This is a genomic window from Enterobacter sp. NFIX58 (assembly GCF_900110475.1).
Lineage (GTDB): Bacteria > Pseudomonadota > Gammaproteobacteria > Enterobacterales > Enterobacteriaceae > Enterobacter > Enterobacter quasiroggenkampii.
Window position 1 is genome coordinate 1 of record NZ_FODW01000003.1, and the last position, 13049, is coordinate 13049.

A 13049-nucleotide genomic window follows, 5' to 3' on the forward strand; every position below is an offset into this window, starting at 1 on the left:
GTAAAAAAGCCGGGTGGCGGCTTCGCCTTACCCGGCCTACAAATGGCTCGAACACGTAGGCCGGGTAAGCGTCAGCGCCACCCGGCTTTGTTTTAGGCTACGTGACTCGCCGCGATATCTAGCAGCGCCATCTCATCGCTGTTCAGCAGCTTCTCAATGTTCACCAGAATCAGCATACGCTCGCCGAGCGCGCCCAGACCGGTAAGGTATTCGGTCGACAGCGTGACCGCAAACTCCGGCGCAGGACGAATCTGGTCAGAGGTCAGGGAAAGCACGTCAGACACGCCATCCACCACGATACCCACCACGCGCTGCCCCAGGTTCAGGACGATCACTACGGTGTTGTCGTTGTAATCAACGTCGCCCTGGCTGAACTTCACGCGCAGGTCCACGATGGGCACAATGACGCCACGCAGGTTGGTGACACCTTTAATAAACGCAGGCGTGTTAGCGATGCGGGTAACCTGGTCGTAACCACGGATTTCCTGCACTTTCAGGATATCGATGCCGTACTCTTCATCGCCTAAAGTGAATACCAGAAATTCCTGTCCTGATGGCTCGCCCGCCAGTTTCGTTACATTACTCATACCGGTCATGTTATTACCTTCTACTTAATCAGGCGGCTGTGTACGCCACACGTTGTTCACGATTTAATCCCTGAAGCGCCGACACGTCGACGATCAGCGCCACGCTACCATCACCCAGAATGGTGGCGGCAGAAATACCCGGCACTTTGCGGTAGTTGCTTTCGAGGTTCTTCACCACCACCTGGTGCTGGCCAATCAGCTGATCGACCAGCAGCGCATAGCGGCGGCCCGCGCTTTGCAGGATCACCACGATACCCTGCGTGGCCTCGGTCTTTGCCCCGTCCACTTCGAACACTTTCCACAGTTCCACCAGCGGCAGGTACTCACCGCGAACCTCGAGCACGCGCTCGCCGCCCGCCAGCGGATGCAGATCTTCCTCACGCGGCTGCAGGGATTCCATCACCGCGTTCAGCGGCAGGATAAAGACTTCGTCCGCCACCTTGACGGACATGCCGTCGAGGATCGCCAGCGTCAGCGGCAGCAGAATGCGAATGGTGGTGCCGGAACCCTGTTTAGACTGGATTTCAACGTGGCCGCCCATCTCCTGGATGTTACGTTTCACCACGTCCATGCCCACGCCGCGCCCGGAGACGTCGGTCACCTGCTCTGCGGTAGAGAAGCCCGGCGCGAAGATCAGCATGCCCACTTCTTCGTCGGTCATGTTTTCATTGACCGCCATCCCCTGCGAAATCGCTTTTGCCAGGATGCGCTCGCGGTTCAGACCGGCGCCGTCATCGGTCACTTCGATACAAATGTTCCCGCCCTGGTGTTCCGCAGAGAGAATCAGGTTGCCGACCGGCGATTTCCCGGCGGCAATGCGGTTTTCCGGCAGTTCGATACCGTGGTCGAGGCTGTTACGCACCAGGTGCGTTAACGGGTCAATGATGCGCTCGATCAGGCTCTTATCCAGTTCGGTTGAGCTGCCCATCAGGGTCAGTTCAATCTGCTTGTTCAGCTTGCTGGCAAGGTCGCGGACCAGACGCGGGAAGCGGCTGAAGACATATTCCATCGGCATCATACGGATGGACATGACCGATTCCTGCAGGTCGCGGGCGTTACGCTGCAGCTGGCCCATGCTGGTAATCAAATCCCCGTGGGTGACCGGGTCGAGTTCGTTTGAACGTTGCGCCAGCATCGACTGGGTGATCACCAGTTCGCCCACCAGGTTAATCAGCTGGTCAACCTTCTCAACGGCAACACGGATGCTGGTCGACTCGCTGGAGCGCGCGGCAGGTTTTTCACCACGGCCCGGTGCAGCAGCTTCTTTTGGCACCGCCTTCAGCGCCGGGGCCGCAGGGGCCACAGCCGGTGCGGCGGCCTGGGCGACAACAGCCACCTCTTCCGCAGCCGCTGGGGCGTCAACCGCGACAGTTTCGGTTTCGAAGGCGATTTGATCGACTTCAATCACAAAGCACAGCACCGCCACGATATCGTCCTGGCCAATACCGTCATCAAGCGTCGCGGCCAGGCTGTCTTTGCCTTTTACCACGTTGCTTAATTTCGCCAGGTTACCCAGCTCTTCTTCCAGCAGGTTAACTTCATTCTCTTTCAGGCGAGACAGCACAACGCGCAGCTTGCCTGCCGGTGCGTCAGCAGGGGCAGACGCCTGCGCGGCAACCGTGTCCACAACGCTCAGTTTTGCGGCAGGAACCACGGCTGCGGCAACCTCACCTTTTGCTTCCAGCGCGAGCTGGCGCAGCGCATTGCAGATGTATTCAAAGCTGGCGGCATCAGGCTCTGCCGAACTTTTATAGGCGTCGAGCTGTTCCTGCATAATATCTTTGGTTTCCAAAAACAGGTTGATAATGTCGGTATTGAGCTGCATCTCACCGCGTCGTGCTTCATCAAGCAGGTTTTCCATTAAATGGGTCGTTTCCTGCAGGATGGTAAATCCAAACGTTCCGGCTCCGCCTTTAATGGAATGCGCCGCACGGAAGATGGCATTGAGCTGCTCGGAATCCGGTGCTTCGGGCACCAAATCGAGCAAGTGTTGCTCCATATCGGCCAACAATTCGTCGGCTTCATCAAAGAATGTCTGGTAAAAATCGCTAATATCCATGCTCACGCTATCACCTCGGATTGGCTGGTGGCGATGTTGGAACGGCAGCCGAAGGAACGGCCCCAGGCTGTTTTAAATCGTCCAGTGACTCATTCTGACTTTCGGCGTTTTCATGCAGGATGGCCTGCTCCGCCTGCTGGTTCAGCACTAAAAGACTGATACGACGGTTGATGGCATCATCCGGCCCGCGGTCGGAAACGCGCATGGTTGCGGCCATGCCGACTACGCGCAGTACCTTGCCATCATCAAGCCCACCTACCACCAGCTCGCGACGCGAGGCGTTGGCACGATCGGCAGAAAGTTCCCAGTTGCTGTATCCCTTCTCCCCACTGGCGTACGGGAAATCGTCCGTGTGTCCTGACAGGCTGATTCGGTTAGGAATGCCGTTCAGCACCGGTGCAATGGCGCGCAGAATATCGCGCATGTACGGTTCAACTTCCGCACTCCCGGTTTTAAACATCGGGCGGTTCTGACTGTCGATAATCTGGATACGCAGCCCTTCCTGCACCAGATCAATCTTCAGATGTGGTCGCAGCGCGCGCAGCTTCGGATCCGCTTCAATCAGCTGGTCGAGATCGCCACGCAGTTTCTTCAGGCGCGCCTGTTCCATCTTTCTCTTCAGCTCGTCGATGTTCGGCTCTTTTTTCACCTCACCTTTCTGCTGGGTGTAATCATCGCCGCCGCCCGGGATCGGGCTTTCGCTGTTAGAGATACGCGGTCCGCCAGCCACCGCCGTTGCCAGCGGCGTGCGGAAATACTCGGCAATCTGGATCAGTTCTTTTGGGCTGGAGATGGAGATCAGCCACATCACCAGAAAGAACGCCATCATTGCGGTCATAAAATCGGCATACGCGATTTTCCACGAGCCGTGCGCGCCATGCCCACCGCCCTTGTGCTTGCGTTTTTTTACGATGACGATCGGATGGGACTGGTTTTTCATGCGTCCTCAGTTGTCGTCTGTTGGTTTGGGTTTTTCACCGCACGCACGTGTTCTTCAAGCTCGATAAACGACGGACGCTCGCTGGAGTAAAGCGTTTTACGGCCAAACTCAACCGCGATCGGTGGCGCATAACCGTTGAGGTTAGAGAGCAGTGTGATCTTCACGCACTGCATCATTTTGGTGGTTTCCGCGCTCTTCTGGCGCAGTACGCTGGCCAGCGGAGAGATAAAACCATACGCCAGCAAAATACCGAGGAAGGTACCCACCATCGCATGGGCAATCAGCGCACCGAGCTCCGCTGCCGGACGGTCTGCTGAGGCCAGCGCGTGAACCACCCCCATGACCGCGGCAACGATACCGAATGCCGGAAGCGAGTCGCCGACCAGCGCCAGGCTGTTGGCCGGTACTTCAGATTCGCTTTCATGGGTTTCAATTTCTTCATCCATCAGCGCTTCGATTTCGAAGGTATTCATGTTGCCGCTGATGATCAGTCGCAGATAGTCGACGATGAAATCCAGCATCATGGCATCAGCAAGAATGCGCGGATAGCTGGCAAAAATTTCGCTCTCTTTCGGGTTTTCAATATCCCGCTCGAGCGAGAACATGCCCTGCTGACGCGACTTCGCCATCAGGCGATAGAGCAGTGCCAGCAGATCCATATACATGCTTTTGGTGTATTTCGAGCGACGGAACAGCAATGGAATTGCTTTCAGCGTGCCCTTAATCGATTTACCGTTGTTACCAACGATAAAAGCCCCTACCCCTGCGCCGCCGATGATAATAAGTTCAGCCGGTTGATAGAGTGCTCCAAGGTGCCCGCCGGTCATCATGTAACCGCCGAAAACTGTACCGAGAACTACCAGGTAACCTAATAAGATAAGCACGACATCATCCTTCCGCTAGTGACTATGGCAAGGACGTCCAGCTCGCAGCGTTGACCGTTTACGGGGTAAAAAAAAGCAGCGGTAATCGCTTACCGCTGCTGGAATCTTTCCCACACGTTCGGGTTAAACAGCTTGTTCGATCTGTTCATCCAGCAGTTGTGGAATAATATCGGCAGCATCCCGGGAAAGTTTACGTCTTTTTACTGCGCGGGATGGAGGCTGACATAAACTACAGGCGAAGCTGCCTGCAGGCTGATGAGCATGGGTAATAAAATTGCCGTTGCAGCAGTTGCAGCGCGACAACTCAAGCATTCCGCTCTCAACAAAACGCACCAGCGTCCATGCGCGGGTCAGCGCCAGCAGAGGACCTTCTTCCTGCTGTGGGCATTGTTCAAGGTAAAGTTTGTAGGCTTTGATCACGGCGTCAACGCCGCTACACAAACCGGTTTTGAGAAGATACTGCCAGGCATTACAGAACATGGAAGCGTGAATATTCTGCTCCCACGTCATAAACCAGTCGGTAGAAAACGGCAGCATGCCTTTCGGCGGGGGACTACCACGTAACTCTTTGTACAGTTTGATCAGACGGCCACGGCTCAACTGCGTCTCGCTTTCCAGCATTTGTAAACGAGCACCCAGTGTAATCAGCTCCATGGCTAACTGTATGTCACGCGCTTCCTGAACAATGCTTTTCTCGCTCATTGCTAGGCCCTTTTCTTACGGGCTACGTCATCAGGCTGGCTGATTTCGTTAAGCAAGCGAGTGGAAAGAAGAATACCGGTATGGATCTGTTGAAGATCGTCTACACGGGACTCCTGCGTCAGACGCGTTATTGTCTGTGAATCATCGAAACGGAACTGGCAAACCAGTTGATTCGTTTCAGCCAGTTTAACCATCTGCGGGAGGGTTAAGCCGCCCAGCATGGTTGCCATTTCTTCGTTAATACCCAGACGAAACATCGCGGACGCCTTGTCCTGACTAATCAAACGCTGCGCGAGCAGTAAATACGACAAATTGATGTCATAGATATGTTTTAGCAACTCGGATGTATGCATTGTTCCCATCCCGAATAACCAACTATTATTTTTATGCGGAAAGACCGCACCCCGTGATGTCGCCGGGAAATCACCCGGTATAAAAAAGAAAAGGCTAAATGCATAGTTGAATTTAGGTTTGTATTCATCGAAACGCGTAAGAGAGGAAACGCGAATGCGTCTCTTACATGTTTTATCATTTCTTACAAATAACTAAGATTTTTCCTAATTCGACGCAAACTCTACTCGTCAGTTTTGACACATACAATCCAGCCATCCTCAAATTTAAAAAAAATGTGATCCACGTCACACAATTTAAGTGAATATGACCCATAAATCCATCAGTATGACTTGTAATTTGTTCGCTTATTGACCAATCGGCACTGTTTTGTATTCTTAATTGACGAATACTCATGCAGAAGGGGGATCAGAACTGGCATGCAATGTGCTTTTCCATCGGGGAGCATGGCGCGGAAACATTTACATCAAACACCCCTTCGGGAAACATTTTTCTTACTGTGAAAAAACATAGAGTTATGCAGGGAGCCTAAAAAAGATGTTTCAGTCCGTGATCATTCGAAATGATTTTGTAACGCGTAAAAACGATTCAACAGTCAAGGCATAAATTTGTGTGATTTACGTTAAGTTGTTAATTTTTTTCATTTAGGCCCATTTTTCAGTTATTCTTCTTATAAGAATAATTAATGAATAATTATGATAAGCTTCACACTAATGTCGTAATCAGCCCTTGCAGAACCCCGAAATTCGCGGTAAAGGTGATCAAACGCTGTCAGTCAGACACCCAAGGAGTGCGCCATGAGTTACTCCCATCTACTTGTTTCTGTTGCTGTTTCCCCAGAAAGCCATCAACTCGTCGCCCGGGCAGTGTCCATTGCCAGACCCCACAATGCCCGCATCAGCCTCATCACGCTTGCGGCCGAACCGGAGATGTATAATCAGCTGGCTGCCCCTATGCTGGAGGATATTCGTGAGGTACTTCAGGAGGAAACGCAGCAATTCCTGCGCGAGCTGGTAGAAAAGGCAGATTATCCCGTCTTTGAGACCGTTATTGCGACAGGAGAACTTAATGCCCATATTCTCGATATGTGTCGTAAACAGAATATTGATTTAGTGATATGCGGGAATCATAACCACAGCTTTTTATCGCGCGCGGCCTGCGCGGCGAAATCTATTGTCGCGTCAAGCCAGGTTGATGTGCTGTTAGTACCGCTTGGGGGGCGTTAACCCCCCAGGGAAATATCAGGCAAGTTTAGGGAAGGTTGCGATCTTTTTTTGTAAATCGCCTTCATGGCTTTGTGGGGCGATATCGCGGAGATCCTGAATAAAACGCGCCTGCCAGTGGTTAATATCGTTTTTCCGGATCGTCTCCATCATTTCAGCATGGCGGGAAATGCGCTCCGTGAGCGGCATGGTCAGCGCGCGGTTCAGGGCGTTAGCCACGTCATCGCGATCGTAAGGGTTCACAATCAGCGCCGACGTGAGCTCATTTGCGGCCCCGGCAAACTGGGAGAGCACCAGCACACCCGGATCGGCGGGGTCCTGCGCCGCCACGTATTCTTTCGCGACCAGGTTCATCCCGTCGCGCAGCGGCGTCACCAGGCCGACGTCCGCGTAGCGGAAGACCTTCATCAGGATCTTACGGTCAAAGTGCTGGTTCAGATAAAACAGCGGCGTCCAGCCCAGCTGCCCGTAGCGGCCATTAATCCGCCCTGCTTCTGTCTCCAGCTGATGGCGAATGTCCTGATAGGCCTGAACCTCACCGCGCGACGTCGGCGCAATCTGGGTATAACGGATTTTACCGTGATGCTCCGGATATTTATCCAGCAGCGTTTCATATGCCAGGAAGCGCTCCGGCAGGCCTTTGGAATAATCAAGACGCTCGACTGAGAAGATATTTTTCACGTGCTTGAGTTCATTCTTAAGCTGCGCCAGCTTTGGCGGCAGCGGGCCAGCGGCCTGCTCCGCGATTTCGTCAGGTTCAATCCCTATTGGATACACTTCGGTGTGGAACGTTTTTCCCCACGCCGTATGGGTTTTCCCGCCTTTGGTCACCAGACGCGCTTTCCCTGACACGGAGTCAAGGAATGCCAGTCGGTCATTTTCCGTCTGGAAGCCCAGCAAATCGTAGTCACACAGCGCCTCCAGCAGCTCTTCATGCGGCGGCAGCGCGGTAAAAATTTCCGGCGTCGGGAACGGGATGTGCAGGAAGAAGCCAATCCGGTTATTCACTCCCCTCTTTCGCAGCTCTCTGGCGAACGGCAGCAGGTGATAATCGTGGATCCATAAAATATCGTCTTCTTCTATTAAAGGCAGCAGTTTATCCGCCAGCAGCGCATTCACGCGCGCGTAGCCTTCGAAGGATTCACGCTGGAATTTGACCAGGTCAAGACGATAGTGAAACGCCGGCCACAGGACGGCATTCGAGAACTGCGAGTAATACTCGTCGTAGTCTTTCTCTTTCAGTGCAAACGAGGCCCACGTGATGTTCCCGCGCGTCACTTTCTTGAGCGGTTTCTCTTCTTCACTGATTTCTCCGCTCCAGCCAAACCACAGCCCGCCAGCGGCTTTCAAGGCACCTAACACCCCTACCGCCAGGCCACCCGCACTGGCTTTTTTATCATCAGGCGGTGCGATTCGGTTAGAGACGACGACTAAGCGACCCATAATGGTTTCCCCCTTTGTTTTGCGCTATTTGTTGTTGTTGCTGGTTAGCGATATCAGATACCCACTGCCAGACGCTGGCGACATCCGCCAGCCGCCATTCGGCGACAGTGTCACCAGGCCCTACCTTAACGGCGATCCCTCCGGCCTGATTAACCACACGGAACCCGGCCTCGTCGGTCAGGTCATCCCCAAAGAAAACAGGCGTCCGGCCCTTAAAAGGTGCCTCCGCCATAAATGCGGCGATGGCTGCGCCTTTATTAATCCCCTTCGGCTTTAACTCTACCACGCATTTGCCCGGCTGCAGCGCCAGCTGTGGATGTTCATCCGCAACCGTCTGCGCAAGCGCAAGCACGGCAGCTTCATGCTGCGGCGCCTGGCGATAATGCAGGGCAAAGGCCATGCCTTTGGCTTCCAGTTCGGTGCCAGGCAGGTCTGCCAGTGCAGCAGAGAGCTGCTTCTGGAGCGTTTGCGTGAGTGCGTCGGGGAGTGAAACGATATGCGTTTGATCATGGATGTCGCGGCGCTCCGCTCCGTGTACACCGGCCAGCGGAAAGTGGTATGGACTGGCGAGCAGATCCAGCTCGGCCATTGAGCGCCCTGATATCAATGCCAGTGCTCCCTCATTCATGAGCGAGAGCTGATGCAAATCCTGTAACACCGCCTCCGGAATAGACACCTGATCGGGGTGCGGTTTTATCCCGGCGAGCGTGCCGTCGAGATCAAAAAAGAAAGCATAGTGTCCGGGCAGTACAGGCGGTGCGGTTAACAAGTCAGCCACCCTTTTCCTCCTTACGGTTGACGAGAGGCAAACGCCTTTACCTCTTTCATAGCCATGTAAGTATAGACAGTGTGACGTCGCTCGCCATTTGACAACCGCCCCGCCAGTTTTACTGGCGGGGCGGTTAAGAGGTCAACTATGGTTATAAGTTGAGCAATAAAAGAGGTGCAAAACGGTTACACGGTACGCTTCGCTTTTTGCTTGTAACGGTCGAAAATCACCGCTGCCAGCAGGATCAGACCACGTACCACGTACTGCGAGAACGGCGAAATATTCAGCAGGTTCATGGCGTTCTCTACCGTCCCTAAAATCAGGATACCGGCCACCACATATGAGATTTTTCCGATGCCGCCCTTGAGGGAAACGCCCCCTAACACGCAGGCCGAAATAACGATCAGCTCATAACCGATAGAGGTCATTGGCTGGCCGCTGGTCATACGCGACGCCAGAATAATCCCCGCCGCGGCAGAAACCAGTCCTGAAAGCACAAAGATAATAATCTTGGTGCGCACCACCGGCACCCCGGCCAGACGGGCGGCCTCTTCATTACCGCCAATCGCCAGCGTATTACGGCCAAAGGTGGTCCGGTTAAGCAGGAAGCCGAACAGGATCAGGCAGGCCACCGTCAGCCAGATAGGCGCAGGCAGACCCAGCCAGTTGGCGTATCCCAGCGTGAAGAAGCGTTCGTCTTCAATCCCCACCGCTTTACCGTCAGAGATGATATAGGCCAACCCGCGGACAATTTGCATTGTCGCAAGCGTCGTGATCAGGGCGTTAATCTTCAGGCGCGCGATGACAAAACCGTTCACCAGACCGCTGATGACGCCGAGTAACAGACCGGCAAGGACGCCAATCCACAGGCTCTCCGTCATGTTGATCACCACGGCCGTCGTGACGCCTGCGCAGGCAATCACCGACGCCACCGACAGGTCAAAATCGCCGGAGGCCAGGCAGAACAGCATCCCGCAGGCCACCATCCCGGACATGGAGATGGCGAGACCCAGCCCCTTCATATTAATGAAGGTGGCAAAATTGGGAACAAAGATCGCGCAGGCGACGAACAGTGCGGCAAAGACCACCAGCATGCCGTACTGATCCCAGATACGCCCAACGCTCAACGCCGACTTCGACTTCGGCACTCCGGATGTAGTAACAGAGGACATCATTAACTCCTTACTCAGGCGACGGCCTGGCTAACTTTAGGCATGGCGAGGTTCAACGCCTGTTGTTCATTCGCCTGTTCATGAAGTAATTCGCCGGCAATTTCGCCTTCACGCATCACCACAATGCGGTCGGCCACGCCAAGCACCTCCGGCAGATCGCTGGAGGCGAAAAGCACCGCCACGCCGCGTTTTGCCAGCTCATAGATCACGTTATAAATCTCGTGTTTTGCCCCCACGTCGATACCGCGCGTCGGCTCATCCAGTAAGATGACCTTCATATCCTCTGACAGCCAGCGGCCCAGAATGGCCTTCTGCTGGTTTCCGCCTGACAGATTCATGATCAGCTGTTCCGGACCCGGCGTTTTGATATTCAGTGAACGAATATGGTGGTCGGCGTTACTCGACTCCCAGCTATCGTTTATCAGGCAACCGGCGCGAATAAACTTACGCCGGGCGGAAATATTGATGTTGTCGCGCACCGAGTGCACCGGAATAATGCCCTCCGCTTTCCGGTCTTCCGGACAGAGCATCATCCCCGCCCTGATCGCGTGGGCTGGTTTCTGAATATCGATCCGCTCGCCGTCAATGGAGACCTGCCCATCGGTAATACGGGTACCGCCGAACAGACCTTTCATCAACTCGCTACGCCCCGCGCCCACCAGACCAAACAGGCCGACGATTTCACCGCTGCGTACGGATAACGAAATCGGCGTTCTGACGCCCGGCGCTTTTACGCTATCCAGGCGCAGGCGTTCCGGGCCGTACTGGCGCGGCTGCCAGTGATAGATATCACCCAGATCGCGTCCGACCATCGCCTGGACCAGTTGGTCATGGTTCACCTGCGCCATGTCGGTAAAGGTGCGCACATAGCGTCCATCTTTAAACACGGTGATGGCATCGCTCAGGGCAAATATCTCTTCCATGCGGTGCGACACGTACAGAATCGTCCGGCCTTCCTGACGCAATTCGCGGATCACGCGGAACAGATTTTCGATTTCCCGCTTCGAGAGCGAACTGGTGGGTTCATCGAAGGCAATAATTCTGGCGTTACGCGCCAGCGCCTTGGCAATTTCAACCATCTGCCACTGGCCGATGGAGAGATATTTCAGCGGCGTCTGGGGATCGACGTCCAGACCCAGATGTTTAAGCTGCAGCCCCGCTTCATAATTAAGTAGCGAACGATTCACCACGCCGCCTTTGTGCGGGAGCTGTCCTAAATAGATATTTTCCGCCACGGTCATCTCAGGGATGAGGTGCAACTCCTGATAGATAATGGCTACCCCGGCATTGAGCGCCGCCGTGGTATCGGCAAAAGCGACCTCTTCGCCGCGGATCGCTAGCGTGCCGGTCGTGGGCGAGTAGTTGCCGCTGAGGATTTTCAACAGCGTCGATTTTCCCGCACCGTTTTCCCCCATCAGGGCATGAACCTGGCCGGCATAGCAGTCGAAGCTAATATCGGTCAGCGCGTTAACACCGGGGAAGGTTTTCCCGATGCCGCGAAAAGAGAGATACGGATCAGACTGTCGCATAACGTCTCCGTGATTCCTGTAGTGTGTACGTCAGGCCCCTCACGAAGGATGAGGGGCACAATCACCGCGTATTACTTCCCGCCCAGTCCTTTTTTCGCCAGCTCCTCTTTGAAGTTGTCGCGGGTGATCAGCACCACGTCGGTCACTTCGGTAAATTTCGGCGGTTCAGCCCCTTTGGTGACCCAGTTGTAGAGCATCTCGCTGGATTTGTAGCCGTGAACGTCCGGGCTTGGCAGCAGTGAGCCGTAGAAGCCGGTTGCCTGCGCTTTGGACAGCTCGCTGACGGCGTCAACGCCGTTGATGCCAATCCCGATCACGTCAGGCGCTTTGAAGCCCTGACCTTCCGTCGCGCGCACCCCGCCCAGCACGGTGTTGTCGTTCATGCCGACCACCAGCCAGTGTTTGACTTCTGGATGCTGCACCAGCATTGAGTTCGCGGCGTCGAATGCGCCCGGGATATCGTTGGATTTGGTTGGGACTTTATAGATCTGTTTTTCCGGGAAGCCGGCTGCTTTCAGCGCGTCCATTGACCCGGTCGTACGACGACGTGCCGTGTCCAGCTCATCCGCAGTAATGGCCATCACCGCGGTTTCTTTGACATCCCAGCCGCGTTTTTGCATCTCTTTATAGAGTTCCTGGCCCTGACGCTCACCGATTTTGGTCGCCGCCATCATCACCAACGGGACGCTGTCCATCGGCTTGCCTTTGGCGTTAACGAACTGATCGTCAACGGCGATGACCTTCATGTCATAGCCCCGGGCCTTGGCCGCGATGGCCGAGCCCAGCTTGGGATCCGGCGTGCAGATCACAAAACCTTTCGCGCCGCTGGCTGCCAGGCTGTCGATGGCGTTCAGGGTTTTCTCACCGTCAGGCACGGCGATTTTAATCACTTCAAAACCTAAGTCTTTCCCGGCCTTATCGGCGAATTTCCACTCCGTCTGGAACCAGGGCTCTTCAGGTTGTTTTACCAAAAAACCGAGTTTTAAATTCTCAGCAATAGCGGATTGTGACATAACGGCAGCCAGACCGATGGCCGCCAGCGCTTTAGTAAATTTGTGCATGGTAAACTCCAGCTTTAGCTTTCTTTTCTGTAGGGAATATTTGCGTGCTTATTATTTAATCGGACTTAAAACAAGGCATTAGCGCTTACCTCGTCATAAGCGTTATTGCTGGTGATAGTTTTAGCGGGAAATTAATCATCCATAAGAGAGCCCCATCACACCGCAGAATTACAGTAATTGCGTACATAAATTCAGCGAAAAATGACATAAAAAAGGCAGGATTTGTCAGACAAATGAAACGAGGGTAAGCAGGATTATCCATAAGATTAGCTAAGATATCCCTGATGCCTTTTAACAGGCGTGAGGACGCCAGACGTCAGAACGCTGCA

12 protein-coding genes are annotated in these 13049 nt (G+C 54.2%); 1 reads left to right on the forward strand and 11 read right to left on the reverse strand.

Translation table 11 applies throughout. The annotated features are described in order from the left end of the window. Positions 1–92 precede the first annotated feature (92 nt). From cheW to flhD, 6 genes are all read right to left on the reverse strand, one after another. Entirely contained in the window at positions 93–596 is a 504-nt protein-coding gene (gene cheW / locus BMW97_RS13385; RefSeq protein WP_008500420.1) for a chemotaxis protein CheW, read from the reverse strand. A 19-nt stretch (positions 597–615) separates the two neighbouring features. Further along, on the reverse strand, positions 616–2652 hold the full coding sequence (gene cheA, locus BMW97_RS13390; protein WP_045908188.1) for a chemotaxis protein CheA: 2037 nt from the start codon (positions 2650–2652) through the stop codon (positions 616–618). A 4-nt stretch (positions 2653–2656) separates the two neighbouring features. Then, entirely contained in the window at positions 2657–3586 is a 930-nt protein-coding gene (motB, locus tag BMW97_RS13395; protein ID WP_032658606.1) for a flagellar motor protein MotB, read from the reverse strand. After that, positions 3583–4470 carry a flagellar motor stator protein MotA gene (gene motA / locus BMW97_RS13400; protein ID WP_008500417.1) on the reverse strand — a complete coding sequence of 296 codons (888 nt, stop codon included), beginning with the start codon at positions 4468–4470 and terminating at the stop codon, positions 3583–3585. The genes motB and motA overlap by 4 nt, the downstream gene beginning before the upstream one ends. A 123-nt stretch (positions 4471–4593) precedes the next feature. Then, entirely contained in the window at positions 4594–5172 is a 579-nt protein-coding gene (flhC, locus tag BMW97_RS13405) for a flagellar transcriptional regulator FlhC (protein WP_008500416.1), read from the reverse strand. Positions 5173–5174: 2 nt separating this feature from the next. Further along, positions 5175–5525 (reverse strand): flagellar transcriptional regulator FlhD, encoded by a 351-nt coding sequence (gene flhD, locus BMW97_RS13410; RefSeq protein WP_008500415.1) that lies wholly within the window; start codon positions 5523–5525, stop codon positions 5175–5177. A gap of 795 nt (positions 5526–6320) precedes the next feature. Here flhD and uspC point away from each other — a divergent pair. After that, positions 6321–6749, forward strand: coding sequence for a universal stress protein UspC (uspC, locus tag BMW97_RS13415; protein ID WP_045908186.1), 429 nt, complete (start codon positions 6321–6323; stop codon positions 6747–6749). 15 nt (positions 6750–6764) lie between these two features. On the opposite strand, the gene otsA is transcribed toward uspC, so the two are convergent. The 5 genes from otsA to araF all read right to left on the reverse strand — a co-directional run bounded on the left by otsA (position 6765) and on the right by araF (position 12720). Beyond that, the gene (otsA, locus tag BMW97_RS13420; RefSeq protein WP_045908185.1) at positions 6765–8189 is read right to left on the reverse strand and encodes an alpha,alpha-trehalose-phosphate synthase; all 1425 of its coding nucleotides are present in this window, start codon (positions 8187–8189) and stop codon (positions 6765–6767) included. Next, the gene (otsB, locus tag BMW97_RS13425; protein ID WP_045908184.1) at positions 8164–8967 is read right to left on the reverse strand and encodes a trehalose-phosphatase; all 804 of its coding nucleotides are present in this window, start codon (positions 8965–8967) and stop codon (positions 8164–8166) included. Before otsB ends, otsA begins: the two co-directional genes overlap by 26 nt. Positions 8968–9143: 176 nt before the next feature. Then, positions 9144–10133: an L-arabinose ABC transporter permease AraH gene (gene araH, locus BMW97_RS13430; RefSeq protein WP_175430159.1), complete on the reverse strand. Its 990-nt coding sequence runs from the start codon at positions 10131–10133 to the stop codon at positions 9144–9146. An 11-nt stretch (positions 10134–10144) separates the two neighbouring features. Next, a complete protein-coding gene (gene araG, locus BMW97_RS13435) occupies positions 10145–11659 on the reverse strand; it encodes an L-arabinose ABC transporter ATP-binding protein AraG (protein ID WP_045908182.1) in 1515 nt (504 codons plus the stop codon). A 71-nt stretch (positions 11660–11730) separates the two neighbouring features. Beyond that, complete coding sequence (araF, locus tag BMW97_RS13440) at positions 11731–12720, reverse strand: arabinose ABC transporter substrate-binding protein AraF (protein WP_008500409.1); 990 nt, start codon at positions 12718–12720, stop codon at positions 11731–11733. Between the last annotated feature and the right edge of the window lie 329 nt (positions 12721–13049).

What these genes read in the sequence shown, in the direction of transcription:
- cheW (WP_008500420.1), bottom strand. Translation starts at nt 596, where the DNA reads ATGACCGGTATGAGTAATGTAACGAAACTGGCGGGCGAGCCATCAGGA.
- flhD (WP_008500415.1), bottom strand. Translation starts at nt 5,525, where the DNA reads ATGCATACATCCGAGTTGCTAAAACATATCTATGACATCAATTTGTCG.
- araH (WP_175430159.1), bottom strand. Translation starts at nt 10,133, where the DNA reads ATGATGTCCTCTGTTACTACATCCGGAGTGCCGAAGTCGAAGTCGGCG.
- motB (WP_032658606.1), bottom strand. Translation starts at nt 3,586, where the DNA reads ATGAAAAACCAGTCCCATCCGATCGTCATCGTAAAAAAACGCAAGCAC.
- flhC (WP_008500416.1), bottom strand. Translation starts at nt 5,172, where the DNA reads ATGAGCGAGAAAAGCATTGTTCAGGAAGCGCGTGACATACAGTTAGCC.
- araF (WP_008500409.1), bottom strand. Translation starts at nt 12,720, where the DNA reads ATGCACAAATTTACTAAAGCGCTGGCGGCCATCGGTCTGGCTGCCGTT.
- uspC (WP_045908186.1), top strand. Translation starts at nt 6,321, where the DNA reads ATGAGTTACTCCCATCTACTTGTTTCTGTTGCTGTTTCCCCAGAAAGC.
- otsA (WP_045908185.1), bottom strand. Translation starts at nt 8,189, where the DNA reads ATGGGTCGCTTAGTCGTCGTCTCTAACCGAATCGCACCGCCTGATGAT.
- araG (WP_045908182.1), bottom strand. Translation starts at nt 11,659, where the DNA reads ATGCGACAGTCTGATCCGTATCTCTCTTTTCGCGGCATCGGGAAAACC.